General features: G+C 58.0%; 27 protein-coding genes. 13 read left to right on the top strand and 14 right to left on the bottom strand.

Annotation, left to right across the window (positions count from 1 at the left end; all coding sequences use genetic code 11):
• Positions 1-29 precede the first annotated feature (29 nt).
• A complete protein-coding gene (locus ACR0NA_RS09570; RefSeq protein WP_480728358.1) occupies positions 30-635 on the bottom strand; it encodes a TetR/AcrR family transcriptional regulator in 606 nt (201 codons plus the stop codon).
• Between the two features lie 106 nt (positions 636-741).
• Here ACR0NA_RS09570 and ACR0NA_RS09565 point away from each other — a divergent pair, with 106 nt between their 5' ends.
• Positions 742-1,881 (top strand): aromatic ring-hydroxylating oxygenase subunit alpha, encoded by a 1,140-nt coding sequence (locus ACR0NA_RS09565; protein WP_480728356.1) that lies wholly within the window; start codon positions 742-744, stop codon positions 1,879-1,881.
• 111 nt (positions 1,882-1,992) lie between these two features.
• On the opposite strand, the gene ACR0NA_RS09560 is transcribed toward ACR0NA_RS09565, so the two are convergent.
• The 6 genes from ACR0NA_RS09560 to ACR0NA_RS09535 form a co-directional block, all read right to left on the bottom strand.
• The gene (locus tag ACR0NA_RS09560; RefSeq protein WP_170653729.1) at positions 1,993-2,460 is read right to left on the bottom strand and encodes an Hsp20 family protein; all 468 of its coding nucleotides are present in this window, start codon (positions 2,458-2,460) and stop codon (positions 1,993-1,995) included.
• 127 nt (positions 2,461-2,587) lie between these two features.
• Complete coding sequence (locus ACR0NA_RS09555; RefSeq protein WP_480728353.1) at positions 2,588-3,406, bottom strand: trypsin-like serine peptidase; 819 nt, start codon at positions 3,404-3,406, stop codon at positions 2,588-2,590.
• Positions 3,403-4,212, bottom strand: a complete 810-nt coding sequence (locus tag ACR0NA_RS09550) for a trypsin-like serine peptidase (protein ID WP_480728349.1) — start codon at positions 4,210-4,212, stop codon at positions 3,403-3,405. The genes ACR0NA_RS09555 and ACR0NA_RS09550 overlap by 4 nt, the downstream gene beginning before the upstream one ends.
• A gap of 108 nt (positions 4,213-4,320) precedes the next feature.
• On the bottom strand, positions 4,321-5,652 hold the full coding sequence (gene glcF / locus ACR0NA_RS09545; RefSeq protein ID WP_480728347.1) for a glycolate oxidase subunit GlcF: 1,332 nt from the start codon (positions 5,650-5,652) through the stop codon (positions 4,321-4,323).
• A 4-nt stretch (positions 5,653-5,656) separates the two neighbouring features.
• A complete protein-coding gene (locus ACR0NA_RS09540; RefSeq protein WP_480728343.1) occupies positions 5,657-6,757 on the bottom strand; it encodes an FAD-binding protein in 1,101 nt (366 codons plus the stop codon).
• A 42-nt stretch (positions 6,758-6,799) separates the two neighbouring features.
• Complete coding sequence (locus ACR0NA_RS09535) at positions 6,800-8,248, bottom strand: FAD-linked oxidase C-terminal domain-containing protein (RefSeq protein ID WP_480728340.1); 1,449 nt, start codon at positions 8,246-8,248, stop codon at positions 6,800-6,802.
• Positions 8,249-8,328: 80 nt separating this feature from the next.
• On the opposite strand from ACR0NA_RS09535, the gene ACR0NA_RS09530 reads away from it, so the two are divergent.
• Together ACR0NA_RS09530 and ACR0NA_RS09525 are read left to right on the top strand one after the other, a co-directional pair.
• The gene (locus ACR0NA_RS09530) at positions 8,329-9,039 is read left to right on the top strand and encodes a DUF599 domain-containing protein (protein ID WP_480450777.1); all 711 of its coding nucleotides are present in this window, start codon (positions 8,329-8,331) and stop codon (positions 9,037-9,039) included.
• Positions 9,040-9,074: 35 nt separating this feature from the next.
• Positions 9,075-9,422, top strand: coding sequence for a hypothetical protein (locus ACR0NA_RS09525; RefSeq protein WP_480728338.1), 348 nt, complete (start codon positions 9,075-9,077; stop codon positions 9,420-9,422).
• 6 nt (positions 9,423-9,428) lie between these two features.
• Here the strand turns inward: ACR0NA_RS09525 and ACR0NA_RS09520 are convergent, their stop codons facing one another.
• From ACR0NA_RS09520 to rsfS, 3 genes are read right to left on the bottom strand one after another with little or no spacing between them, the layout of a single operon-like run.
• Positions 9,429-9,914 carry a flavodoxin family protein gene (locus ACR0NA_RS09520; RefSeq protein WP_480728336.1) on the bottom strand — a complete coding sequence of 162 codons (486 nt, stop codon included), beginning with the start codon at positions 9,912-9,914 and terminating at the stop codon, positions 9,429-9,431.
• 1 nt (position 9,915) lies between these two features.
• Positions 9,916-10,386, bottom strand: coding sequence for a 23S rRNA (pseudouridine(1915)-N(3))-methyltransferase RlmH (rlmH, locus tag ACR0NA_RS09515; RefSeq protein ID WP_480728333.1), 471 nt, complete (start codon positions 10,384-10,386; stop codon positions 9,916-9,918).
• Positions 10,387-10,430: 44 nt separating this feature from the next.
• Positions 10,431-10,790, bottom strand: coding sequence for a ribosome silencing factor (gene rsfS, locus ACR0NA_RS09510; RefSeq protein ID WP_058276550.1), 360 nt, complete (start codon positions 10,788-10,790; stop codon positions 10,431-10,433).
• 231 nt (positions 10,791-11,021) lie between these two features.
• Here rsfS and ACR0NA_RS09505 point away from each other — a divergent pair, with 231 nt between their 5' ends.
• The 6 genes from ACR0NA_RS09505 to ACR0NA_RS09480 all read left to right on the top strand — a co-directional run bounded on the left by ACR0NA_RS09505 (position 11,022) and on the right by ACR0NA_RS09480 (position 15,975).
• Positions 11,022-11,120, top strand: coding sequence for an isopropylmalate isomerase (locus ACR0NA_RS09505; protein ID WP_170653711.1), 99 nt, complete (start codon positions 11,022-11,024; stop codon positions 11,118-11,120).
• 54 nt (positions 11,121-11,174) lie between these two features.
• Complete coding sequence (gene leuC / locus ACR0NA_RS09500) at positions 11,175-12,578, top strand: 3-isopropylmalate dehydratase large subunit (RefSeq protein WP_170653709.1); 1,404 nt, start codon at positions 11,175-11,177, stop codon at positions 12,576-12,578.
• A gap of 38 nt (positions 12,579-12,616) precedes the next feature.
• Entirely contained in the window at positions 12,617-13,168 is a 552-nt protein-coding gene (locus ACR0NA_RS09495; RefSeq protein WP_170653707.1) for a DUF308 domain-containing protein, read from the top strand.
• A gap of 42 nt (positions 13,169-13,210) precedes the next feature.
• Entirely contained in the window at positions 13,211-13,816 is a 606-nt protein-coding gene (gene leuD, locus ACR0NA_RS09490) for a 3-isopropylmalate dehydratase small subunit (protein ID WP_170653705.1), read from the top strand.
• Positions 13,817-14,134: 318 nt separating this feature from the next.
• Complete coding sequence (locus ACR0NA_RS09485; protein ID WP_170653703.1) at positions 14,135-14,965, top strand: hypothetical protein; 831 nt, start codon at positions 14,135-14,137, stop codon at positions 14,963-14,965.
• Entirely contained in the window at positions 14,962-15,975 is a 1,014-nt protein-coding gene (locus ACR0NA_RS09480) for an endonuclease/exonuclease/phosphatase family protein (RefSeq protein ID WP_480728330.1), read from the top strand. Before ACR0NA_RS09485 ends, ACR0NA_RS09480 begins: the two co-directional genes overlap by 4 nt.
• On the opposite strand, the gene ACR0NA_RS09475 is transcribed toward ACR0NA_RS09480, so the two are convergent.
• Complete coding sequence (locus ACR0NA_RS09475; RefSeq protein ID WP_480728328.1) at positions 15,928-16,836, bottom strand: Rossmann-fold NAD(P)-binding domain-containing protein; 909 nt, start codon at positions 16,834-16,836, stop codon at positions 15,928-15,930. The two genes, ACR0NA_RS09480 and ACR0NA_RS09475, sit on opposite strands and share 48 nt — an antisense overlap.
• An 88-nt stretch (positions 16,837-16,924) precedes the next feature.
• On the opposite strand from ACR0NA_RS09475, the gene ACR0NA_RS09470 reads away from it, so the two are divergent.
• Positions 16,925-17,818, top strand: a complete 894-nt coding sequence (locus ACR0NA_RS09470) for a LysR family transcriptional regulator (RefSeq protein WP_480728327.1) — start codon at positions 16,925-16,927, stop codon at positions 17,816-17,818.
• A gap of 6 nt (positions 17,819-17,824) precedes the next feature.
• On the opposite strand, the gene ACR0NA_RS09465 is transcribed toward ACR0NA_RS09470, so the two are convergent.
• A complete protein-coding gene (locus ACR0NA_RS09465) occupies positions 17,825-18,352 on the bottom strand; it encodes a redoxin domain-containing protein (protein ID WP_480728324.1) in 528 nt (175 codons plus the stop codon).
• A gap of 91 nt (positions 18,353-18,443) precedes the next feature.
• On the opposite strand from ACR0NA_RS09465, the gene leuB reads away from it, so the two are divergent.
• Positions 18,444-19,547 carry a 3-isopropylmalate dehydrogenase gene (leuB, locus tag ACR0NA_RS09460; protein WP_480450792.1) on the top strand — a complete coding sequence of 368 codons (1,104 nt, stop codon included), beginning with the start codon at positions 18,444-18,446 and terminating at the stop codon, positions 19,545-19,547.
• Positions 19,548-19,607: 60 nt separating this feature from the next.
• Here the strand turns inward: leuB and ACR0NA_RS09455 are convergent, their stop codons facing one another.
• Entirely contained in the window at positions 19,608-20,417 is an 810-nt protein-coding gene (locus tag ACR0NA_RS09455) for a hypothetical protein (RefSeq protein WP_480728322.1), read from the bottom strand.
• A 203-nt stretch (positions 20,418-20,620) separates the two neighbouring features.
• Positions 20,621-22,813 (bottom strand): transglycosylase domain-containing protein, encoded by a 2,193-nt coding sequence (locus tag ACR0NA_RS09450; protein WP_480728320.1) that lies wholly within the window; start codon positions 22,811-22,813, stop codon positions 20,621-20,623.
• Between the two features lie 259 nt (positions 22,814-23,072).
• Here ACR0NA_RS09450 and ACR0NA_RS09445 point away from each other — a divergent pair, with 259 nt between their 5' ends.
• Positions 23,073-23,411, top strand: a complete 339-nt coding sequence (locus ACR0NA_RS09445) for a P-II family nitrogen regulator (protein ID WP_170653688.1) — start codon at positions 23,073-23,075, stop codon at positions 23,409-23,411.
• A 34-nt stretch (positions 23,412-23,445) separates the two neighbouring features.
• Complete coding sequence (locus ACR0NA_RS09440) at positions 23,446-24,759, top strand: ammonium transporter (protein ID WP_480728317.1); 1,314 nt, start codon at positions 23,446-23,448, stop codon at positions 24,757-24,759.
• The last annotated feature ends 74 nt before the right edge of the window (positions 24,760-24,833 follow it).

Raw genomic sequence — 24,833 nt, 5'->3', positions numbered from 1 at the left:
CGCCGTTCTTTTGCAGCGGCGGCACTACTTCAGTTAGTATCAGCCGGATTTTCAAAGGTCAGGCACAGGACTTTGGTGAATTCGCGGACATATTGTTCTTTCAGCTGCAGATAAAATTCTTCACTGAACATGCTGGAAAGTGTCGGTTGCGAAACCGCAAAATAGCTGATTGATCCAAAGAACTGATAGGCGACCGCCAACGCCTGTGCATCAGGTGCGCCAGCCCATTTCCGCGTTTCCCGGACATTCGAAATCAGCACCTCAAGGAACGGTTTCAGGTACCATTTTTCGACCTGATCCGCCCTATGCCTGTTATCCAGAAGTTCCCGCAATATCAGGCGGGTGTCGCCGGGATGAGCCAGCGCGTGGGCCAAAAATCTGTCAAAGAAGGTTCTCAGGCGGTCTTCGGGGGCTCCTGCAGTGTCACCCGCCCGTTGCACTGACTTCATGAAACGTTCCGATATTCGCTGCAGCACCGCGCCGTACAGTTTCTCTTTGGTTCCGAAGTGATGAATCAGCGCCTGTTTGGTCAGGTTCAGGTCATCTGCGATATTGGCGAGGCTCACACCATAAAACCCCCGCTCTGCGAAAAGCCGAGTTGCGACGGTGATGATCTGATCTTGGGTCTGGGCCATTTTCCGCTCCGGGATTTGCTCGGGCACACGGCAAGTCTTGACAGCTTACCGATTGGTAAGCAAGTTACTTACCAATCGGTAAGCACGCAGCAGGTGGAGACGCAATATGCAACGGGAAACCGAACTGGCGCTAATCAGCGAGCTGCTGGATCTGGACGCCAGCCAAACAGCCTATCTGGATGAAACTGTTACAACATCGGACGTCGCTCACTATCTGGACGAGGCGCATTTCCAACGCGAGATGCAGGCTGTATTTCGCGCCCATCCCCAGATCGTGATTCATTCCAGCGAGTTGCCAGAACCGGGATCTTTTATGCGAAGGGAAATTGCCGGCCTGCCTGCGCTGTTGACCCGCGACAAAGACGGCGAAGTTCACGCGTTTCTCAACGTCTGCCGACACCGTGGCGCACGACTGGTCGAAGAAAAAAGCGGGTGCAAACACCTGTTTTCCTGCCCCTACCATGCATGGACATTCACGAATTCCGGCCAATTGCGCGGTATCCCCCATGGTCGGCAGGGCTTTCCGGATATCGACAAGACGAAGATGGGGCTGAAGCGGCTACCGGCGTGGGAGCGTTTCGGCTGGATTTGGGTTTTGCCTCAAGTCGACGGAGAATTCGACTTTGACGGTTTCGTAGCAGAAATCGCCCCTGATCTGGCGTGGCTGAACATGGAGAACATGCGCGTCGCTCAGTCCGACGAAATCACATCGAATACCAATTGGAAGATTCTGGTAGAAGGCGGGATCGAGGCCTATCACTTCAAGGTCGCGCATGCCGATACCATCGGGCCGTATTTTCAGGACAATCTGTCAAGCTATCAGATGTTCGGACAGCACATGCGATCAGTTCTGCCTCGTGCAACAATGCCTGATCTGCGCGATGTGCCCAAAGACCAATGGGATATCCGCAAGCACACCAACCTTCTTTACACGGTCTTTCCGGCAAATCAGCTGTTGGTGCAGCAGGACCATATCGCATGGATCAATCTGGAACCCCTATCCGCCGGTCGATCAAAGCTGCGCATCAGCACTGTTGTTCCCGCAGATGCCGGGCCGGATCTTGATACGCACTGGGCTCAAAACCAAAAAATCACCCGCATCACGCTTGCCGAGGATTTTGCGATTGGCGAAGGGATTCAGGCGGGACTTGCCTCGGGTGCGAACACGCATCTGACCTTTGGCCGCTACGAAGGTGCATTGGACAGTTTTGCCCAAACCGTCGAACGAGCACTGGCAAAGTCCTGACAGACTTCGCCCCGCGTCTGGAGGAACGCGGGGCGTTGCGATAACCGAGGGAGGGAAAGATTATCGCAGCTGGGTCTTTCGGGGCTGTCTTGTCACAGCCTCGGGCAAACCTCAGTTCACAGCCTTGGCGTCGACCACATCTTTTTCGATGGCCTTAGCCGAAGTAATCTCGATCCGGCGCGGTTTCAGCGCTTCGGGCACTTCTCGCTTCAGATCGATGTGCAGCATGCCATTTTCATGGCTTGCGCCGGTGACGCGAACATGATCGGCCAGTGCAAAGCGACGCTCGAACGCGCGGGTGGCTATGCCGCGATGCAGATAGGAGCGGTCCTTGTCTTCGGTGGCTTTCTTGCCCGCGACGACAAGAGAGTTTTCTTTCACCTCAACCGTCAGATCCGCTTCGGAGAAACCGGCAACGGCGATCGAAATCCGATAGGCGTCTACATCGGTTTTTTCGATGTTGTACGGCGGATAGCTGGGTTGAGATACGTCATTGGTCAGAACGCGGTCCATCATGTCGGCAATCTGGTCGAAACCAACCGTGGCGCGGTGCAGGGGTGCAAAGTCAAAACTACGCATGTGTCGTTATCCTCATGTTCAGAGCGATTTACGATATGTGCCCTCCGATACGGACGGGCGGTGAATGATACCGGACCCCGTCAGCGGCGATCCGATACAGTTCACATGGGTAGCAAAGAAGGTGAGTTCAAGACCCGCCAGAGCTGATGAATTTCGCACCTGAACTGGATTTGTCCGTACCGGCCTGCAACCGGCGGATTGTGGCCTTTGGCTGCGGGGCGTCGCGGCGCAATATGGCTTTGAGGTCAGACACGATACCGGACAGCTCCATACCATATCCAACGGCCCTGCTGCCGTCATTTCCACCGGCTGAAACCACCGACAGGATTTGCCAGCGCGGCCCGGACCTTGCCAGAATCGCCGACCCCGAAGACCCAAAGGTCACGTTGCAATCAAACGACATCAGCCCGCGTTCCCGCCACAGGATGCTGCAGGAACGTTGTCGCGATATCGCCTCTTCCCGGCCGCGACCATAGGATGCGAGGCTGACCTCGGCGTTGAAAACCCGGCCACTATGCAGGGCAAACGGGTCGGCCACCGAATAGGGGATCGGCTGATCCAGCCGCATAAGGGCGACGTCGATCTTGACCCTGTCCGCTGAGACCGGCGCATTAGCCACAAAATCCGGATGTGCGGCGATCTGAATAACCTTACGGTCCGCCAGGGATTTTCCGTCGCTCAGCCCTGCCCGGAACGTGACATGGCCCGAAGGGTATGGCCGCCCGGTCCGCTTATCCAAGGCACAGTGGGCTGCGGTCAGAACCAGATCGGGTGCGATCAGCGTTCCCGTGCAAAACCCTGTTTTGGCAATATCAAGCCGCCCGACCGCTTCCCAGCCGTACAGATCGTCCCGGTCAGTCAACCGTCGTATGCCGCTATTCTGGGCGTCGGCCACGGTCGCAAACAAAAGAGCAAGCAGCGTACCCAAAAGAGGCAGACGGATCATGGTTTGACGAACCTCGCCCCTATGTTTTTCCGTGCGCCGCCGACAGTTATCCGGTTGACGCCCGTTTCCGATGATCCAAAACCGCGCCCGGCGAAAATTTCCGCCTGTAGCAGCTCAAGCGATTCCTCCAACGCGGCGCCCAGCGCCACATGCTTTCCCTCAAGCTCAGCCTTGGCCGACACGACAGACACGATGCGCGGCTGTTCACCCTCGAATGAGAAAACCGGCGCACCGGATGACCCGAAGTCGATATCGCAGGACATCACCAGAATTCCCGACTGCCGCGCAATGACGGAACAAACCTCCTGCAAAGACGGGGCCTCGGCCCGATTGTGGGCATAGGACACCACACCCACATCTTCACCCCGGATCGGGCGGTACCCGGTTTCAAAAGGGGTGACGGTTGTGTTGCGGATCGGCTGCCACAGTTCGATCAGGGCCACATCGTGGCGCACCCGATCAGCCGAGGCCTTTTCATCATAGCGATAATTCGGGTGAACAACGGCCTGGCGTGCCGCCCGATAGGCAGACGCACTGCCGCGACGCCAGCCTGCCAGAAATTCGATACTTGTCGGGTCGATGCGCTGGCGGGTCGTCTTGTCAAACAGACAATGCGCGGCCGTCAGCACAAGAGTTGGTGAAATCAATGCACCGGTGCAAAATCCGGTTCCGTTGATGTCCAGACGTCCGACGGCCATCCAGTCCCGCCCGGCCTCGGTCGTTTCAAGGCTTTTCAGCCCTGTATCCTGCGCCATGACCGCCATTGGCGTTAGGCACAGCAAGATGGCCTTGATAGTCCCGCGCAAGAATGCCTCCGACGACCGCTCCCGACAGAGTTTCTTACGAAGGCGCTGCGGCGAAAATAGGGCAGACCCGGATTAAGGCTTTCAACTCACCACTGGTGCCCTGCTGCATCAGTCGGACCGTTCCCGCGGCTTAAGGACAGGAATGCCAGCCTCTGCACCCGTCAAGACCGGAGGAACAGGCCCACCGGTTGCCCAGTCCAGCAATTCGACGGTGTGTAAAATCGGTACGTCTGTGCCAGACCCGATCTGCATCATGCAGCCAATGTTCCCCGCCGCGATGACATCAGGTGTTTTTGCCTCCAGCGCCCGAACTTTACGCGTCTTGAGCTTTGCGGATATCTCGGGCTGCATCAGGTTGTAAGTTCCTGCGCTGCCGCAGCACAGGTGACTGTCAGCAGGTTCCACAACGGAAAAGCCAACCCGTTTCAGAAGGTCCTTCGGCGCTGCCGTAATCTTTTGCCCGTGTTGCAGTGAACAGGCGGCGTGATAAGCAACTTTCAGCCCCTTTGCCGGACCTTCGGGAATATCCAGATGCTTCAGCAATTCACTGACATCCATCGCGATATCGGCAACACGTTTGGCATCTGAAGCCAAGGTATCTTCGCGGAACATATGGCCGTAATCTTTTACGGTTGTCCCGCAGCCGGACGTATTGATGACGATGGCATCCAATCCGTCCCGGTCCATTTCCTTCACCCAAGCGCGAATGTTATTTGCCGCCGCCGCGTGGCTGGCGTCTGTCTGTCCCATGTGATGGGTCAACGCCCCACAGCACCCAGCGCCTTCAGCGATGACAACTTCGCATCCCAGCCGGGTCAGCAACCGTATCGTGGCATCGTTGATGTCCGTATTCAGCGCCTTTTGCGCACATCCAGTCATCAAAGCCACGCGCCTGATACGTGGGACACTGGCTGGAAATGTCTGCGGGTCATCATTTCGGCTGACGGGCGGGATACGTTTTGGAGCCATGTCGAGCATCGCACGCAATCGCGCATCCGGCATCAGAAAGCGGAACGGCTGGCCGATTTTGGCCCCCAACAAGGCCCAGCGAAACCGCATCGGATAAGGCAGAATTCTGGCCAGCACCCAGCGCAACATGCGGTCCGAAAACGGACGCTTGTAATTGGCTTCAATGTACTCGCGCGCGTGGTCAACCAGATGCATGTAATGCACTCCGGACGGACAGGTGGTCATGCAGGCCAAACAGGACAGACAGCGATCGATGTGCCTGACCGTCTTTTCATCCGGCACCCGTTCATTCTCCAGCATGTCCTTGATCAGGTAGATACGCCCTCGGGGGCTATCCAGTTCATCCCCCAGAACCTGATAGGTTGGGCAGGTCGCTGTACAAAACCCACAATGAACGCAATTCCGCAAAATCTCGTTGGACCTTTGGATGGCCGGGTCTTTCAGTTGCTCTTCGGTAAACGTCGTCTGCATCGGCCTACCCCATCAGCTCTGGATTAAAGATACCACGCGGGTCAAACTCTTTGCGCAAGCCACTGGTCAGGGCCGCAACCGCGACAGGCTCGGGCTGAAACCTTCCCAAGGATTTAAAAGTCTCGTCATTGGCCCGGATCAGGGTGGCATGCCCGTCAAAAGCCCCAAGGCGCCCCCGCAAATCCGTCCCGTCGGGCACCAGCACCCAGATCAGGCCACCGCCCCAGTCGTAAAGCATACCGTCGGCATCGGCCCGGCTGGCAATCGCCGCAGCCTCGGTTGGTTTGACCGACAGGCGCCAAACATCGCCTTGCCTGTCGCCGAATGGCTGAACGTCGCGAATATCCGCCCAGACCGGCCCGGACTCTCCCACAACGTCGACTGCACCGAAGGTGCCCAGAATGTCCCGTAGTCTGGCGGTGCGATATTCTACCGAGTCAGCAAAACCTTCGACGCGCAACAGGGTTTGCCCTTTCTGAGGGTCGTACGCAGCACCGCTGACCTCAAAAGGTGAGGTCAGCCCAGCGGTCATGGCCTTGATTGCGGCTTCGGCATCGGGGACCTGCACTGCTAGCGTTGCTTCGGTCTGGGCTTTCGGCAGGACCTTCAGGGAAACTTCGGTCAAGACACCCAAAGTGCCCCAGGAACCGGCCATCAGTCTGGCCAGATCGTAACCGGTGACATTCTTCATCACCCGGCCACCGTTCCGTATGACCTGCCCACGTCCATCGACGTATCGCACCCCCAACAGAAAGTCGCGACACGCGCCCGCCTGAACCCGGCGCGGGCCCGACACGTTGGCGGCAACCACACCACCGATTGTCGGTTCACCGACCGTTCCCAGCAGTCCGCGATGATCCATCGGTTCAAACGCCAGCCGTTGCCCTTCGGCATCCAATACGCGCTTGATTTCAGCAACTGGTGTCCCGGCCTTTGCAACAAGTGTCAGTGCACCCGGCTCATAAAGCGTGACGCCCTGCAAGCCTGACGCGTAAAGCACCGGTTCGGAGCCGGCGACACCACGTGTACCACCCCCCGCAATTCTCACTGGCCCATTCAATGCGGCCACACATTCGGCCAGCTCAGCCTCTGTTTCAGGTCTCATGTGAACTCATCTTTTTTTGATGCCGAGGGAGGTCGGCCGTCATTACTCTGCCGCCACCCGCGCGACCCTGCGCGCCTGCGAGGCGTCCAGCGGAAACACCTTTGCGGGGTTCAGCAGCCATGCCGGATCGAACACATCCTTGACAGCCATCTGTGCCTCGAGATCAGAACGTGAATACTGATGTTCCATTAGGTCGCGCTTTTCGACACCAACGCCGTGTTCACCTGTCAGGCAACCGCCAACGTCGACACAAAGTTTCAGAATGTCCGCGCCGAATGCCTCACATTTCTCAAGATCTCCCGGCTTGTTGGCATCGAACAGGATCAGGGGGTGCATATTGCCATCCCCTGCGTGGAATACATTGCCCACCGGCAGGCCATACTCCTCGCTCAGTTCGCTGATCCGCCTCAGCACTGCTGGCAGGGACGAGACAGGGATGGTTCCATCCAGACACATGTAATCGTTGATCTGGCCCATGGCACCAAAAGCCGATTTGCGCCCCAGCCAGATTTTAGCGCTTTCCTCGGCCGACTGGCTTTCGCGCAGTTCAACCGGATTATGCCGTTTTGCAATTTCGATGATCTTCGTTAGCTGTCCGTCAATTTCGGCCTCGGACCCTTCGACCTCGACAATCAACAGCGCCTCGCAATCTGGATAGCCCGCATGGGCGAAATTCTCGCAGGCCTGAATGCACAGCCGGTCCATGAACTCGATCGCCACTGGCAGGATACCGGATTTTATGATGTCAGACACGCATTGACCCGCAACCTGATTGTCGTCGAACCCCATCAGAACGGGTCGGGCACCTTCGGGTTTACGCAGAATGCGCAGTGTGGCTTCGGTCACCACGCCCAGTTGCCCCTCGGAGCCGCAAATAACACCCAGCAGATCCAGCCCACCTGCATCCGAATGTGCGCCGCCGATCTCGACCACGGTTCCGTCCATCATGACCATCGTGACCCCAAGCAGGTTGTTGGTCGTTACGCCATATTTCAGACAATGCGCCCCGCCAGAGTTCATCGCGATGTTCCCGGCGATGGCACAAGCCAGCTGGGACGATGGGTCAGGTGCATAAAAGAACTCTTCCTCTTCCACCGCGCCGGTAACGCTCAGATTCGTGCGTCCTGATTGGACGCGGACAAAACGGTTGTCATAGTCGACCTCAAGAACGTCGTTCATCCGTGCTACGCCAAGAATGACACAGTCCGCCGTCGGAAGCGCGCCACCGGCAAGCGATGTACCTGCGCCGCGTGGAACAACCGGAACACCTTCTTCGTGGCAAATGCGCAAAACCTCGGAAACTTCCCGCGTCGAGGATGGAAGAACCGCAAGCATTGGCGGGCATTTATAGGCGGTTAGCGCGTCGCACTCGTAAGCGCGGGTTTCGGATTCGTCATCGATCACCGCATCCCGCGGCAGAACCTGAAGCAATCGCGCAAGGATTCTGACCTTGCGCGCCAGTACGCGCTGATCCGGGCTTGGCATTTGCATGGCTGATCCCCTTTTGGTAAGATAATATTACCAATTTCAAGATATGGCAAGTTCATCCGGCACGGCTTAGTGTCTCACCCATGACATGGATCGACCGCGCACTCTTGTTCTCTCCTCTCGATTATCTGGCCATCCTTCTGTTGATCCTTGCATGGCAACTGATCGGTTGGAAAATCGAAAATCCCTCACCGCAAAAGCTCTCTGTTGCCACTATGATGGACGACTTCCGGCGTGGGTGGATGAAGGAAATGGTGACCCGGCAACCGAGGATGTTTGATGCGCAACTTGTTGGAAACATGCGTCAGGGCAGCACATTCTTCGCCTCCACCTCGATGATTGCAATCGGCGGCGGGATCGCACTGTTGGGCAATACCGAGCGCCTTGCAGGCGTGGCCAGCGATCTGGCAATCGGCAGTGAGCCCGCGCTGGTCTGGGAAATCAAAATACTGGTTGTCCTGCTGTTTCTGTCCAACGCCTTTCTCAAATACGTCTGGGCCCACCGGTTGTTTGGATATTGCGCCGTGCTGATGGCAGCGGTGCCCAATGACCCCGAAGACGCCAAAGCCTATCCACGCGCCGCGCAGGCCGCTGAAATCTGCGTCACCGCCGCACGCAGCTTTAACAGGGCCTTGCGAACCACCTATTTCGCGCTGGCGTCTGTGGCCTGGATCATTGGTCCGATCGCCCTGATCCTTGGAACGCTTGTCACATTTGGCGTACTCTACCGGCGCGAATTCGCCTCACACTCGCGGTCTGTATTACTGACCCTGCCCCCTGACACGGAGTCGTGAACGCAATGGATCACAATCACATCTATTCTCGCCGCATGAGATGCGTTGCTTTACTTGCCCTTCTGGCCTCACCGGCATTCGCCGATTCGCCAGTGATTGAAAACGTCGCCGCCCAACGCTCTGGCAACACATGGCGCTTTGACGTCACCGTTTCCCATCCGGATACCGGTTGGGATCACTATGCCGATGGCTGGCGTGTTCTGGATATGCAGGGCAATGAATTGGGTCTGCGCGTCCTTCACCACCCGCATGAACAAGAACAGCCGTTCACCCGATCCCTTGGCAGCGTTTCTATTCCATCGGATATGAAACAGGTGCAGATTCAGGCCAGATGCAATGTCGATGGCTGGGCCGAGGCCACCTATGTCGTGGACCTACCCTGAAAATCCTCAGAACAGCCCCATGCTCAGACCGGCGGCCATAGCCAGCCCGATATCGCGGCATTGTTCTAGCTGGTCGTCCGGGATGACCTTTTCCGCAAGGATTTGATCGGGCGTTTGCGCGTGGGTACAGATGATCAGGGGGGGCTGCACCTCTTTTAGCCGCCAGCCGGTGGCAATCCGTGCGGTTTGACGGGCGGCATTCTCACCGTCCGACCCGGCGCAGATCATCTGTGCATAGGGGCGCCCTTCGATGCGACCCAGAACTGGATAATAGCAGCGGTCGAAAAACTCTTTCATCAGACCCGAAATTGCAGCCAGATTCTCGGGCGCGCAAAAGATGTAACCATCGGCTTTCAGCAAATCTTCGGGGCAGGCCAGATCGGCGGGTTTCAGAACCACCTCTGCCTCTTCCCGCCCTGCCTCTGCCGCAGCTTCGGCCATCTGGCGGGCACCGCCGGTGCGCGAATGGTAGACGATCAAAAGCTGCGCCATGTCAGACCCGGTGATAGGGGCCGCCCGACAGTATCGTTGCTGCCCGATAAAGTTGTTCGGCCAGCATCACACGAACCAGCATATGCGGCCAGACCATCGAGCCAAAGGAAATGGAAAAATCGGCCTCTGCCCGCAGATTAGGGTCTATTCCGTCAGCTCCGCCAATGATCAGCCCCAGATCCTGCCGGCCCGCATCGCGCCAGCCGCCCAGCTTTTGGGCAAAATCGGGTGAGGACATCACCCGCCCGCGTTCGTCCAACGTGCAGATCACAGCGCCTTTGGGCAGCGCCTTGCGCAACAACGCACCCTCGGCCCCCATGCCTGCGTTTTTCTTGTCCTCGACCTCGATCACGCGCGCAGGCCCAAGGCCCAAGCCACGGCCGGTCCGGTCAAATCGGGTCAGATAATCGTCAAGCAGGGTCTTCTCCGGTCCGGCGCGCAATCGCCCGACCGCAACTATGCTGATACGCATATTACTCTCGCCTCCAGCCCTTCAATACAGGCCGGGATGGCGCCTCAGTTAGCCGAGGCGCTGCCGCCCTGAGGCAGCCACATCTTTTCCAGCTGGTAGAATTCACGCACTTCGGGACGGAAGATATGGACGATCACGTCGCCCGTATCGATCAGCACCCAATCGCCGGCATCCTTGCCTTCGACCTTTGAGGTGAAACCGAATTCCTGCTTGATGCGATCCGTCAGCTTTTCCGCCATGGCCGAGACCTGACGGGTCGACCGGCCCGATGCGATCACCATGTGATCCGCCACCGAGGACTTGCCCTGCAGGTTGATCTGCACGACGTCTTCGGCCTTGTCATCGGAAAGTGAGGAAAGGATGCGCTCAAGCAGCTTGTCGCTGATTGACTGAGAGTGGGCCATCACATTGGCCCGATCATCGGCGGGCAAACCCGCCTGGGTATGTAGAGACAGGACATGGTCCTCCTTGGTTGCGCGCCGCAAATCCCCGGCGCCGGGGTATTACAAAGGTAACAAGCACCCCGTGACATTTCAATGAAAGCACAGGGCAGCCTCGCGCGATTGTGCCCCAAAGGCACCGATGGGTGGTACAAGACCTTGATAGACTCACTTCACACCTTTATGTGAAGCAGCATGAGACCCCATACGGCCCCGAATATCGACCTGCAAGACCGTACGCGCCTGCGCGAGCGGTTCTTTGGGGCTGCCCGCACGGTTCTGGCCCGCCTATAAGCGGCGTCCAGCCAACGATCGCCAGCTATTCTCAATACATATGGGAGAGGACCGATGTCCCCCAAAACGCTCTATGACAAGATCTGGGATGCCCACGTCGCGCACGAAGCCGATGATGGCACCTGCCTGCTCTATATCGACCGCCATCTGGTGCACGAGGTGACCAGCCCGCAAGCCTTTGAAGGGCTGCGCATGGCAGGCCGCAAGGTACGCGCGCCGGAAAAAACCATTGCCGTGCCGGACCATAACGTTCCGACCACGCCGGACCGTGTGAACGGGATCGAAAATCCCGAATCGCGCATTCAGGTCGAAGCGTTGGACAAGAACGCCAAGGATTTCGGGATTCATTACTATCCGGTGCACGACGTCCGTCAGGGCATTGTGCACATCGTCGGCCCGGAACAGGGCTGGACCCTGCCCGGCATGACTGTTGTCTGCGGCGACAGCCACACCGCCACCCACGGCGCGTTTGGTGCGCTGGCGCATGGTATCGGAACGTCCGAAGTTGAGCATGTTCTGGCCACTCAGACTCTGATCCAGAAGAAGTCCAAGAACATGAAGGTGGAAATCACCGGCAAACTGCAGCCGGGTGTGACCGCCAAGGACATCACTCTGGCCGTGATTGGCGAGACCGGAACCGCGGGTGGCACCGGCTATGTCATCGAATATTGCGGCGAAGCGATCCGTGATCTGTCGATGGAAGGCCGCATGACCGTATGCAACATGGCCATCGAGGGCGGCGCCCGCGCGGGTCTGATCGCACCGGACGAGACCACGTTCGAATATGTCAAAGGCCGCCCACACGCGCCGAAAGGTGCCCAGTGGGAAGCTGCGATGGACTGGTGGAAAACGCTTTTCACCGACGAAGGCGCACATTTCGACAAGGTCGTCACCCTGCGTGGCGAAGATATCGCTCCGGTCGTCACATGGGGTACCAGCCCCGAGGACGTGCTGCCGATCACAGCAACCGTACCGAACCCCGAAGATTTCGAAGGCGGCAAGGTCGACGCGGCCCGCCGTTCAATCGAGTACATGGGGCTGAAGGCCGGTCAAAAGCTCAGCGATGTTGAGGTCGATACCGTCTTTATCGGCTCGTGCACCAATGGCCGCATCGAAGACCTGCGCGCCGCCGCCGAGATTCTGAAGGGTAAGAAGATCAAGGAAGGTATGCGCGCCATGGTCGTGCCCGGTTCGGGTCTGGTTCGTGCTCAGGCCGAAGAAGAGGGTCTGGCAGACATCTTCAAAGAGGCTGGGTTCGAATGGCGTCTGGCGGGATGTTCGATGTGCCTGGCAATGAACCCCGACCAGCTGCAACCGGGCGAACGCTGCGCCGCAACCTCGAACCGCAACTTCGAAGGCCGTCAGGGCCGAGGCGGACGTACCCATCTGCTGAGCCCCGCGATGGCTGCCGCAGCGGCAATCACAGGACGGCTGACAGACGTGCGTGAATTGATGTAAGCTGCCCTCATAGTTGAATTTTTGAGGGAGAGACTGAAATGAGTGACTGGGTCAAATGGCTTCTTCTGGGGCTTTTGTCGATTGTGTTCGGCATCGTTGTGCTGGGCGCCCCATATGTGGCATCGATTGCCGTGACATTGGTTGCAGGCGCATTGCTGCTGGTATCCGGCGCCCTACAGGTCGTTGGCGGGTTTACCGTGGAAGGTGCGGGCAACAAAATCCTGTCCTTCATCATGGGTGCCGTAATGCTGTTTCTCGGATGGTCGTTCCTCGACAATCCGCTGGAAGGTACGCTGACGTTGGCCACTGTGGTGTTGATCCTGTTCATGGCAGGCGGCATCGCACGGATTTTCCTCTCATTTCAGATGCGCGGAACACAGTTCTACTGGCCAACGCTCATCTCGGGCATCTTGTCGATCATCCTTGCGGGTATCCTCTGGTCTTATGCCAGCGCGGAACCATCGGTTCTGCTGCGGTTGCTGGGAGTCCTGCTGGGCATCGAGATGCTGTTCAACGGGTTTGGATTGGTCTTCATGGCGCTCTTTGTCAAAAGCGCGCCTAACGAAACGACAGAAGCGAAAGAAGCTTAAACGCGGGGCATGGGCGCGGCCCTCTCCCGCAGGAGTGTGAACATGGAAAAGTTTGAAAAAATCCACGGGGTGGCCGCCCCAATGCCTTTGATCAATATCGACACCGATATGATCATCCCCAAGGTCCACCTGAAAACAATCAAGCGGTCCGGACTTGGCGTCGTGCTGTTTGATGAAATGCGCTATCATGATCATGGTGGCGAAAACGAAGAGTTCGTCCTGAACAAACCCGCCTATCGCAACACCGAAATTCTGGTGGCGGGCGACAATTTCGGCTGCGGTTCGTCGCGTGAACACGCGCCCTGGGCGATCAAAGATTTCGGCATCAAGGTTGTGATCTCGACCAGCTTTGCCGACATCTTTTTCAACAACTGCTTCAAAAACGGCATCCTGCCAATTGTAGTGGAAGAAGAGCATCACGCGATCCTGATGGACGATGCACACAAGGGCGAAAACGCCCGCATGACCGTGCATCTGGAAGATCAGGAAATCACTACCTCAGATGGCGTCGTCATCAAGTTCGAGGTCGATGCACACCGCAAACACTGTTTGTTGAACGGTCTGGATGACATCGGCCTGACGATGGAAAAGGATCACCACATCGACGCGTTCGAATCGCACGCAACGCAGGCACGGCCCTGGGTCTGATTCCATCCTGTGCAACCTAACGGGGTCGCCTTGGCGGCCCCGTTCTCATTTTAGGGGTAGAAACCCCGGCAACCACAACATGTAGAGCTTACCTTGTAATACACGCCGGATTTGCGTCAACAATGATGCAAAGCCGCACCAGTTTCGCCATCATTTTGCCCGAAACACCGTGTTTTCTGCCCCTTGGCTTGAGCTGAGTGCCCAATGAAGTCACAAATGTTCTTCGTGGGGGCACCCGTCAAAATAACAAACGACGGGCACAAGTTGGATTAGGGACCGACATAGAATCGGCCACTCCGGTTTGAAAGGGTTCGGATAGTGATAGCACGCACAACAGGGGCGGCATTACGTGGATTGCTTGTTGCACTTCTTGTGCTGACACCTGCGTTATACCTGCCAGTTTCGACGTCAAACGCGACCGAGATTGTTGTCTTTCTGGCAATCCTCGCGTTCATCCTGACTTTTGCCGAATACAACTCAGCCTTCCCAAGCTTTATCGAATTTCGCGACGCGCCGCCGGTAAACCGCCTGCGTTTCGTCGGCCTGATGTCGATGGTCACCTTCCTGACCCTGATCTGCAAAAACGCCTATACACCTACCCCGATGACCGAAATGTTCTACGGCATTGGCATGGCGGTCGCCAACGTAGTGGATTTCCCCTATTCACCGGTACGCCTAGTGGTGCTCATGCTGCCGCCGGAGGCCGCTCAGCCCTTGGTTGATCTTGTGCGTATGGCGGCGGGTATAGCTTATGTTGCCGCACTGGTAACAGTGGCCAGCTTTGCGTATGCGGTACGTGTGCGTGGTTGGCCGACCGGAAACGGCGCATTCAATGTCTGGATCAATCTACCGCTGTTTGATCCGACCAAAGGTGGCGATGTAGTCACACGCCTGCAACGCGATGGCCGCCTCAACATCTCTGTCGGCATCTTGCTTCCGTTTGTGATCCCTGCGCTGGTCAAACTGACCACCGATTTTGTCAATCCGATCTCGCTCAGCAACCCACAAACCATAATCTGGACGATGAGCGCCTGGGCATTTCTTCCAGCCAGCATGATCATGCGCGGAATGGCCATGCTGCGGATCGCGGGGCTGATCGTAGAAAAGCGCCGCGCCTATTCGACGTCCGAGGCTGCCCAGACTGCATGATCCGTTTTCTGCTGATTTTTCTGCTGCCGCTTTCGGCACAGGCAGAAACGCTGCGGATTGCAACCTTCAACACGGAACTCAGCCGGGATGGTCCGGGCCTCATGCTGCGGGATATCCGGCGGGGGGAGGATCAGGTTCAAAGCGTCGTTGCCGTGATCGCAGCCGTTTCACCAGACGTTCTGACACTGCAAAGCATCGACTGGGATCATGACGGATTGGCGCTTACCGCCCTACTGGACCGGCTGAAGCAGGCCGGGGTCGACTATCCCCACAGTTTTTCCGGGCAACCCAATTCGGGACAGGAAACCGATCTTGATCTGGACGGCGACGGAAAGCTCTACGGTCCCGGCGACGCTCAGGGCTGGGGTCGCTTTACCGGTCAGGGCGGACTGGCCGTTCTGTCCCGCTTTCCGATTGCCACCGAAGAAGTGCGGGATTTTTCAACCCTGTTGTGGCGGGATCTGCCTGGCGCCCAAATCCCTGAAAAGGATGGGCAGACCTTTCCGTCACGCGAAGCGCTGTCGATACAGCGGTTGTCTTCAACCGCGCATTGGGTGGTTCCGATAGATGCGCCCGGAGGCCGGGTTCACGTGCTGACCTTTCACGCCAGCCCGCCCGTCTTTGACGGCAACGAAGACAGGAACGGGTTGCGAAATCATGACGAAATCCGATTGTGGGCGCATTACCTCGGGGGCGCGTTCGGACCAGCGCCCCAGACCCGTTTTGTAATCTCCGGAGACGCAAATCAGGACCCAGTGCTTGGTGAAGGCCGGAAACAGGCGATCCGAGGCTTGCTGTCCGACCCCCGGCTGCAGGACCCGCTATCGGACAGCGGCCCGACCGTTGCCTGGCGAAACGTGGGCGAGTTGCGGGTCGACTACGTGCTGCCCTCGCAGGACTGGGACGTTGTCGATGCCGGTGTCCACTGGCCCGAAGCGGGTAGTGACGCGCGACAGGCCGCCTCAGGCGCCAGCCGCCACCGGCTGGTCTGGGTCGACCTCGCGCCTTGAAAACTCGGCGGGAATTGCCTGGCGGAGCGCCTCGTCGACAGCGGTATGCCTGAACTCTTTGACCAGATCGGCAAAATACGATCCATCCAACTGATGCGGCGTATCCCAGAGGTAACGCATCTCCAGCAAATGCGGTGCCAGACGCCAGAACGGGCGGGACAAACGAACGGGCAGCCAGTTCATAGGCCTGAGCGTTACATCCTGCTGGGCAATCCTCGACAAGGCGTCGGCCATCTGATGGCCTGTCAAAGTGTATCCTTCAAACGGGACATCCGCGAACCGGGGCAACTCTCCCCTCAGTTCGCAGAGCATTACCGCCGCGCGGGCAATATCCGGCAAAAAGGCCCACGCATGAGGAATGTCCGGGTTCCCCGGATAGACAAACCGCCCGCGATGTAAAGACTTGACCAGAATCTGGTCAAACCAGTTACCCGAGGCCCGAGTGTCGATGAAATCGCCCGCGCGCAGAATGATCGTGCGCACGTTGGAGGCGCGATAAGACTCCTCCATTTCGACCCTGATCCGACCCAGCGGATTGGTCGCCAAGTGTGGCGTCGCGCCGGACCACGGACCGGACGCTTCGGCCCCAAAGACATAGACATTGCCCGGTATTAGAACCGTTGAACCTGCGGCGCTGGCGGCCTCAATGACCTGTGCGTGCAGTTTCTGAACCAGTCTGGCCCAATCCGGGTAAGCAGGGTTCCAGGCGTTCACGATGACATCCGCACCCTGAGCGGCCTGCATAATGTTGTCCGTCTTGCGGTCAAACCGCCGAACCGTCCAACCTGCCTTGCCAAACTGAGTCGCTGCGTTCCGGCCAAATCTTCCATTGGCGCCCAGAATAAGAACTGTCTGATTCATTGGGATTCTCCTGTTGTCTGGCCCCAACTTATCCATTCAAAAAAATATGAATATTGCCCACAAATGTAGATCGTGTATTCATTTTTGAATGAATAATGCGCTGAAACTTTCCGACTGGTCCTTGATTCAAAGCTTTTTAGCTGTTGCAGAAACCGGGTCTTTGTCATCGGCGGCACGCCGACTGCACTGCAGTCAGCCGACGGTGGGTCGTCAGATTCAATCTCTGGAAACGGATTTGGGAGTAACCCTGTTCGAAAGACACGCCCGGGGATTGACGCTGAGCGATACTGGTATTCAGCTATTGCCGATGGCCGAGCAGATGCGCACGGCAATGAACAGTTTTGAGATGACGGCTGCCGGACAGTCGCAGCAGCTTGAGGGGTCGGTTCGCATCACGGCATCGGTCTTTGCGTCGCATCACATGTTGCCACCCATTCTGGCCCAAATCCGTCAGGAAGAACCGGCGATCCAGTTGGAGCTTGTTCCGTCAGACACCAGTGAAAACCTTTTGTTCCGCGAAGCGGACATTGCCGTTCGGATGTATCGCCCCCGTCAGATGGACATCGTCACCCGATTTATTGGCGACGTGCCGCTTTGTACCTGCGCCGCAGTTTCCTATCTGGACCGGGCTGGCAGGCCGCAATCCCCCGAAGATCTGCTGCAGCACGATCTGGTCGGATATGACGCGAATGATCTGATCCTTGCGACCATGCGGCAACTGGGCTGGGAGGCTGATAGAGAGAGTTTTGCCACGCGCTGCGACAATCAAAGCGCCTATTGGCAACTGATCCGGGCCGGGTGCGGGATCGGATTCAGCCAGCTTCGCATCGCATTAGCCGACCCTGATATCGAGGTCCTGCCATTGGATCTGCACATTCCACCGCTTCCGGTCTGGCTGGCGGCACCACAGGCGATGCGCCAGACCCCGCGCATCCGCAGGGTCTGGGATTTGCTGGCCAACGGGTTGCTGGCCAGTATCTGAGTTTCGTTACAGCGCGTCGGTGTAGGTCCCGCGCGGCGGGTATTGATTATCCAGCGCGTATTTGATGCCGCCCTTGATGTCAGAAATAGACGGGCGCCCGAATGGGGTCGATTGCGTCCATGCGAAATACAGGCTGCGATCGGGCGCAATATAGAAATGCCCCGGCTCGGCAAAGAATGGCGCCTCGGCGGTGCCTTCGCGCCCTTTGGACAGATAGAGCCCCCAGTCGTCACGCGCACCCGACAGCGGCAGGCTGTGCCCGACGCGCAGACGCTCGGTACCGGCCTTACCCACCGTCTCGGCCGCGCGCTCCTCAGAATCGGTGCTCAGCATGATGACTTCGATTCCCAGCTCAGCGAACTCATCCAGCGCGGCCTCGACCTCGCCCATCTGGCGGATGCAAATCGGACAATGAAGACCGCGGTATTGTATGACCAGCGTCCCGTTTTCGCCCTTGTCCCGGTCTAGATCAAAGGTTCCGTGCGCCAATGTCTCGATTTTCAGTTCAGGGACGGCATTTCCCGGTATCAGCATGTATTTTCCTCGTGTTTTGGCCGGATCGTCTCATTGACCCGTTGCGGCGCACACGCTAGGGCGATTGCAACGAAACGCAAGGAGACCCTTCATGTCCAACCCCTCGCTCCTCATCCTGCCCGGAGACGGAATTGGCCCGGAAGTTATGGCCGAAGTGCGCAAAATCATCGATTGGTTCGGTTCCAATCGCGGTCTTCAATTTGACGTGAGCGAGGATCTTGTAGGCGGCGCGGCCTACGACGCACACGGCAAACCGCTGTCGGACGAGACCATGGCCAAGGCGCAGGAGGCGGACGCCGTTCTGCTGGGCGCCGTGGGTGGCCCGAAATACGACGATCTGGATTTCAGCCTGAAACCCGAACGCGGGTTGCTGCGTCTGCGCAAAGAGATGGACCTGTATTCCAACCTGCGCCCAGCCCAGTGTTTTGACGCGCTGGCCGATTTCTCGTCCCTGAAAAAGGACGTGGTCGCCGGCCTCGACATCATGATCGTGCGCGAGCTGACTTCGGGTGTCTATTTCGGAGAGCCACGTGGCATCTTCGAGGAAGGTAACGAGCGCGTAGGCATCAACACCCAGCGCTATACCGAATCCGAGATCGAACGCGCCGCGCGCTCGGCCTTTGAACTGGCAATGCGCCGGAACAAAAAGGTCTGCTCGATGGAGAAGGCCAACGTCATGGAATCCGGCATCCTGTGGCGCGAGGTCGTCGACCGCGTGGCCAAGGAATACCCCGAGGTCGAACTGACCCACATGTACGCTGACAACGGCGCGATGCAGCTGGTTCGCGCGCCCAAGCAGTTCGACGTGATCGTCACCGACAACCTGTTTGGCGATATCCTGTCGGACTGTGCCGCAATGCTTACCGGCTCGCTGGGTATGCTGCCTTCGGCATCTCTGGGTGCTCCGATGGCCAATGGCCGCCCCAAGGCGATGTACGAGCCCGTACACGGCTCGGCCCCTGATATCGCCGGTCAGGGCAAGGCCAACCCGATCGCCTGTATCCTCAGCTTCGCCATGGCTCTGCGCTACAGCTTTGATCAGGGCGCCGAAGCGGACCGTCTGGAAGCAGCCATCGAGAAAGTTCTGGCGGATGGTGTACGCACGGGCGATCTGCTGGCTGATGAAGGCGTAACCCCTGTTTCGACCACCGAAATGGGCGACGCGATTCTGGCAGCACTTGACGAAAGCCTCTGAACGAACTGACCGGCGGCCTCTGCCGCCGGTCCCCTATCTGGCGCAGTCATTCGTTTGGTGTCAAAAGCTGAACGATATCGCCGCGTACAAACCGTTCTGATCCAGGTTATAGGCAAACGGACCTGTATCGGCATTGGTCGAATAATCGATCCCGTAGAACTGATATCCGAACCTGACAGACGTCTTTTTCCACGCCTGCCAGTCAAAACCGGCCAGCACCAGATATTGAAGATCGTCGCCGTTGACACCAAAGCCACTCAGCTCTGCGCGGGCGGCAAAAGCCCAGTCGTCGTTTAGCTCTGTCGCGTAGCGCAGCCCGATCATGGGCTCGACCCATTCCTCTGTCCCACCGAATGTTCTGCCGGGCCCGGGTCCGGTCAGGTCGATTTCCTGCTTCAGCCGGTTCATTCGGATGCCTGCCGTGGCATCAACTGCATACCGCCGGCCGGATGAGTTCACCCCACGGGCAAATCTGTACGCACCCTGCAGACTGAGATAGGCCTGCCGCACGTCCACATTCACCCCCACATTTGGCACGGGCAGTTCGCCATCCCCGCCAAGCCGGACGTAGTAGAGTTCGGAAATTATGCCCCAATTGCCGTTCCAGCCTTCGTATCGCAGGGACAGTGCACCATCGAGCGCATCCAGAATATCGCTCAGGCTCAGATCCAGTTCAGTGCTGACTCCGCTGACCGTGGATGTACCTTTCGTGGTAAGCGGCAGAAACAAATAGGGCGTGATGGAATGACGCCAGCCTTCGTCTTCGGCGTCTGATCGTGTCAGGGCCTGCGCCTGTGCCGTATTGCCCAAGGTGACAGCAAGAATACCGGCAAAGACCGAAATCCAGATGCGGTTTGACACAAATTTCATTGTTCCCCCCTCAAGCCTTGGTTCAAAAGCGGTTGGCAGTTCCCGCATCGGACCGCAAAATCGGAATCCGGTCAAAGGGCCATGAACTGCGCCAAATCAATATATTCTGACATTCATAACATTCTTCGGATGACGTATCCACGATTCACTAACGTCGGGTCAAAACAAACCCGACCGTGTTGTTTTACAGCAAATCAATACGTTCAGTTGCGACCGAAGATGTCCCGCAACAGGTTGTCCACGGCCCTGCCAAACCCACCGCCACCTTTTTTCTGCTGGCGCGGCTGTGCCGTCTTTACCGGGGGTTCGGGTGCCTGCGCAGGCAACGGGGTTGGTGTCATGCCTTCGGTGATGCGGATCATGGTCTCGCGCCAGATCTCGGCGGGCAGGCCGCCGCCGGTCACACCGGATAGTGGCGTGTTGTCATCATATCCCATCCAGACACCGGCAACGTAATCGGCTGTAAAGCCGATGAACCACGCGTCACGTGCCGCCTGCGTTGTGCCGGTCTTACCCGCCACCTGCCAGCCGGGCAACGCCGCACGGCTGCCTGTCCCCTGCGACACGACACGCTCCATCATCCAGGTCAGCTGCCTTGCGGCGTCCTCGCGAATGACACGCTCACCAATGCCCGAGGTCGTTACCATAACCGGGTCCACGTCCCCCAACAGCTTGAGTTCGGTCAACCCATAGGGTTCAACCGACGACCCGCCGTTGAGAATGCCCGCATAGGCGCCAGTCATCTCGATCAGCGTGCTTTCGGACGCGCCCAAAGCCAAGGCCGGACCGGCCGCCAGATCGCTGTCGATGCCAAATTCGCTGGCAACGGTGCGCACATTGTCGAGCCCTGCCGCCTCGGCAACTTTCACTGCAGGTATGTTCAGCGAGTTTTTTAATGCATCGGCCAGAGTAACGCGGCCATAGTACTTGTTGGTATAGTTCTTGGGGCACCACTGACCCGAACCGGGGATGTTGATGCAGTAAGGCTCATCCACCACCGTATCGAGTGGAGAATACCCAAGCTCCAACGCCGTGGCATATACAAAAGGTTTGAAGGCGGAGCCGGTCTGCCGCAATGCCTGTGTTGCCCGGTTGAACGCACCTGATACACGGGTCTTGCGCCCACCAACCATGGCACGAACGGCACCGTCCGCGGACATGACCACGATGGCCGCCTGTGCCTTGGAACCCGGACTGACCTTTTCCTGGAACACAAATTGCAGGGCCTCTTCGGCTGCCTGCTGCATCTGTTGATCCAGAGTTGTCCGGATAACCACATCTTCGGTCGTGTTGCGCGTAAAGAACTCGGGCCCGCTGGCCATGACCCAATCGGCAAAATACCCACCCGCCCGTGCAGCCGCCGCCTCGGACAATTCGGCAGGATTGCTGCGCGCAGTATTGGCCTGCGCTGTGGACAGATAGCCCTGATCTTCCATCAATCCGATAACAAGATTCGCCCGGTCCTGCGATCGTTGCAGGTTATTGGTGGGGGCATAGCGTGTCGGCGCAACCAAAAGCCCCGCCAGCATCGCCGCCTCCGAAGGGTTCACCTCGGCTGCGGACTTGCCGAAATAACGCTGACTGGCGGCTTCGAAGCCACGGGCGCCAGCGCCTAGGAACGCACGGTTCAGATAGATCGTCAGGATCTGATCCTTGGAATACTTGACCTCCATCGCCATCGCATAGACCGCTTCCTTGGCCTTGCGCCACAGCGATCCCTGTCGACAGTCGGATTCGTATGCCGCCTCAGATTCCCATTCACCGGGAACGTAGGGAACGCCCAGACACAGCAGTTTTGCGGTTTGCTGCGTAATGGTCGAACCACCGTGACCGGATAACGGGCCGCGCCCCTCGCTCAGGTTGATGCGGACGGCGCTGGCGACACCGCGGGGGCTAACGCCGAAATGACGGTAGAACCGCTTATCCTCGGTCGCGATCACCGCATTCTTCAGGTGTTTCGAAACAGTATCCGCCGTGATGACACCACCAAACTGATCACCGCGCCACGCAAAAACGTTCCCTTCCCGGTCAAGCAATGTCACCGAGCCGCGCGCGCGACCGTCCAGCAAGGTGTCGGCCTCGGGTAGTGTCGTATAAACCAGCCCCACCGCCAGAGCGAGCAACAGCGCCGCAATGGCACCGATGCGCCATGTCAGCCCCCAGATCAGGCGGAATATCCAACGGAAAATGCGGCGGAAGAATCCTCCTATTCCTCCGCCACCGGATTTACGACGGGTGGTTTTGCGGGCCGCTTTCCGGGTAGTCGCGGACTTTTTGGGCGCCGCCTTCTTTCCCGCAGGTTTGCTGCTGCGTTTGGCAGACGTCTTCTTTGCGCCCGCCGACGGGTATCTTTTCTCCGCGACCAGTCGCGGCTTGCGGCGTTTGGACTCAGCCATGCTCAAACTCTGCCCGTTCTTTGCTTTTGGCGCACCATACCCCGGCACGCCGTACATGTTGAGGTGTGAAATTCCGGTATTTCCCCTCAATTCTTTGCCTTAATTTTAGGCAATACTGCCTATTTGTGCAAAAATTGTGCAAACTAGTGGGATTTTCCCCTGCGTGACTCTCTCCAAACCGTTTCATTGACGCGTCAGCCGCGCTCTTTTTCTGCAGGTGCAAAATAACCGGCCTGCCCGGAAAGCAGAGGGGAAAGACGTGAAGCTGATCATTGCGACAATCAAACCATTCAAGCTGGAAGAGGTACGCGAAGCGCTGACCGAAGCAGGCGTGCGCGGCATGATGGTGACCGAAATCAAGGGTTTCGGCTCACAGTCGGGCCACACAGAAATTTACCGGGGCGCTGAATACGCCGTGAATTTCGTGCCCAAGATCAAGCTGGAAATCGTCGTGCCCGCCGCGATGACCGACCAGATCGTCGAAACCATCACCAAAACCGCCAAAACCGGCAAGATCGGCGACGGCAAGGTTTTCGTCCTCGACGTCGAGCAGGCCCTGCGCGTGCGGACCGGGGAAACCAACGAAGAGGCGCTGTAAGGCGCCCCCATTCACTATCATTCGAGGACTGACAATGAACCTGATGAAATCTCTCATCCCTGCTGCCGCGATTGTCGCGCTGCCGCAGATGGGTCTTGCGCAAGAGGCCGCAGCTGGCGAAGCTGCATTGCACACCCAGTATATCTTTACCACGCTGCTGTTCCTAATGGCGGGTTTCCTCGTCTTCTTCATGGCGGCAGGCTTTGCCATGCTGGAAGGCGGCCTGGTGCGCTCTAAGAACGTCGCCATGCAGATGATCAAGAACGTGGCGCTGTTTTCCATTGCCGCAATCATGTACTGGCTGGTTGGCTTCAACACGATGTATCCGGGCGACTTCAATGGTATCTTTGCCATTGGTGGCCCGACCGTGCTTGATGCAGTGGGTGTTGCGCCCGCAGACGCCGCGCTGGATTACGCGTCGATCGGTTCGGACTTCTTCTTCCAGCTGGTCTTTGTGGCGGCAACCGCGTCCATCGTGTCCGGTGCCGTGGCCGAACGTATCAAACTGTGGCCCTTCCTGATCTTCGTCGTCGTCCTGACCGGTATCATGTATCCGATTTCGGGTTCGTGGAAATGGGGCGGCGGCTGGCTGGACGGCATGGGCTTTTCCGACTTCGCCGGATCGACCGTTGTACACTCGGTCGGTGGCTGGGCTGCTCTGGCAGGTGTCATCGTCCTTGGCCCGCGTATCGGCAAGTACACCAAAGGGGGTAAAGTACACCCGATGCCCGGTTCGAACCTGGCACTGGCAACTCTGGGTACGTTCATCCTGTGGCTGGGTTGGTTCGGCTTCAACGGTGGCTCGCAACTGGCGATGGGCACCGTGGGTGATGTATCGGACGTCTCGCGCATCTTTGCCAACACCAACATGGCCGCAGCTTCGGGTGCCGTCGCAGCCCTGATCCTGACCCAACTTCTGTACAAGAAGCCTGACCTTACCATGGTTCTGAACGGCGCGCTGGCCGGTCTGGTTTCGATCACTGCCGAGCCTCTCGCACCAACCCTGTTCGGTGCGCTGTGGATCGGCGCTGTGGGCGGTATCATCGTGGTCTTCGCGGTTCCGATGCTGGACAAGTTCAGGATCGACGACGTTGTTGGTGCGATCCCGGTTCACCTGTTCGCGGGCATCTGGGGCACCATCGCCGTGATCTTCTACGGCGAAGCAAACCTGATCACACAGCTGACTGGCATCATCGCATACGGTGTCTTCACCTTTGTAGGCGCTCTGGTTCTGTGGATCATCCTGAAAGCCACCCTAGGCATCCGTGTTAGCGAAGAGGACGAAATCAACGGCCTCGACATGGCAGAACTGGGTATGGAAGCCTACCCCGAGTTCTCCAAGGGCTAAGTCCTGAGTTAACCACTCGAAGGCCGGGCGTTCGCGCCCGGCTTTTTCTTCTGGGCAGGTTCTTTTGGGCTGGG

This window comes from Ruegeria sp. C11 (assembly GCF_056537725.1).
The sequence above is the reverse complement of the archived record's forward strand: the minus strand, read 5'-3'. Positions and strand labels throughout refer to the sequence as shown.

Excerpts from the sequence above, each read along its gene's own strand:
- ACR0NA_RS09570 (WP_480728358.1), bottom strand. The coding sequence starts at position 635 with ATGGCCCAGACCCAAGATCAGATCATCACCGTCGCAACTCGGCTTTTC.
- ACR0NA_RS09565 (WP_480728356.1), top strand. The coding sequence starts at position 742 with ATGCAACGGGAAACCGAACTGGCGCTAATCAGCGAGCTGCTGGATCTG.
- ACR0NA_RS09560 (WP_170653729.1), bottom strand. The coding sequence starts at position 2,460 with ATGCGTAGTTTTGACTTTGCACCCCTGCACCGCGCCACGGTTGGTTTC.
- ACR0NA_RS09555 (WP_480728353.1), bottom strand. The coding sequence starts at position 3,406 with ATGATCCGTCTGCCTCTTTTGGGTACGCTGCTTGCTCTTTTGTTTGCG.
- glcF (WP_480728347.1), bottom strand. The coding sequence starts at position 5,652 with ATGCAGACGACGTTTACCGAAGAGCAACTGAAAGACCCGGCCATCCAA.
- ACR0NA_RS09540 (WP_480728343.1), bottom strand. The coding sequence starts at position 6,757 with ATGAGACCTGAAACAGAGGCTGAGCTGGCCGAATGTGTGGCCGCATTG.
- ACR0NA_RS09535 (WP_480728340.1), bottom strand. The coding sequence starts at position 8,248 with ATGCAAATGCCAAGCCCGGATCAGCGCGTACTGGCGCGCAAGGTCAGA.
- ACR0NA_RS09530 (WP_480450777.1), top strand. The coding sequence starts at position 8,329 with ATGACATGGATCGACCGCGCACTCTTGTTCTCTCCTCTCGATTATCTG.
- ACR0NA_RS09525 (WP_480728338.1), top strand. The coding sequence starts at position 9,075 with ATGAGATGCGTTGCTTTACTTGCCCTTCTGGCCTCACCGGCATTCGCC.
- ACR0NA_RS09520 (WP_480728336.1), bottom strand. The coding sequence starts at position 9,914 with ATGGCGCAGCTTTTGATCGTCTACCATTCGCGCACCGGCGGTGCCCGC.
- rlmH (WP_480728333.1), bottom strand. The coding sequence starts at position 10,386 with ATGCGTATCAGCATAGTTGCGGTCGGGCGATTGCGCGCCGGACCGGAG.
- rsfS (WP_058276550.1), bottom strand. The coding sequence starts at position 10,790 with ATGGCCCACTCTCAGTCAATCAGCGACAAGCTGCTTGAGCGCATCCTT.
- ACR0NA_RS09505 (WP_170653711.1), top strand. The coding sequence starts at position 11,022 with ATGAGACCCCATACGGCCCCGAATATCGACCTGCAAGACCGTACGCGC.
- leuC (WP_170653709.1), top strand. The coding sequence starts at position 11,175 with ATGTCCCCCAAAACGCTCTATGACAAGATCTGGGATGCCCACGTCGCG.
- ACR0NA_RS09495 (WP_170653707.1), top strand. The coding sequence starts at position 12,617 with ATGAGTGACTGGGTCAAATGGCTTCTTCTGGGGCTTTTGTCGATTGTG.
- leuD (WP_170653705.1), top strand. The coding sequence starts at position 13,211 with ATGGAAAAGTTTGAAAAAATCCACGGGGTGGCCGCCCCAATGCCTTTG.
- ACR0NA_RS09480 (WP_480728330.1), top strand. The coding sequence starts at position 14,962 with ATGATCCGTTTTCTGCTGATTTTTCTGCTGCCGCTTTCGGCACAGGCA.
- ACR0NA_RS09475 (WP_480728328.1), bottom strand. The coding sequence starts at position 16,836 with ATGAATCAGACAGTTCTTATTCTGGGCGCCAATGGAAGATTTGGCCGG.
- ACR0NA_RS09470 (WP_480728327.1), top strand. The coding sequence starts at position 16,925 with ATGAATAATGCGCTGAAACTTTCCGACTGGTCCTTGATTCAAAGCTTT.
- ACR0NA_RS09465 (WP_480728324.1), bottom strand. The coding sequence starts at position 18,352 with ATGCTGATACCGGGAAATGCCGTCCCTGAACTGAAAATCGAGACATTG.
- leuB (WP_480450792.1), top strand. The coding sequence starts at position 18,444 with ATGTCCAACCCCTCGCTCCTCATCCTGCCCGGAGACGGAATTGGCCCG.
- ACR0NA_RS09455 (WP_480728322.1), bottom strand. The coding sequence starts at position 20,417 with ATGAAATTTGTGTCAAACCGCATCTGGATTTCGGTCTTTGCCGGTATT.
- ACR0NA_RS09450 (WP_480728320.1), bottom strand. The coding sequence starts at position 22,813 with ATGGCTGAGTCCAAACGCCGCAAGCCGCGACTGGTCGCGGAGAAAAGA.
- ACR0NA_RS09440 (WP_480728317.1), top strand. The coding sequence starts at position 23,446 with ATGAACCTGATGAAATCTCTCATCCCTGCTGCCGCGATTGTCGCGCTG.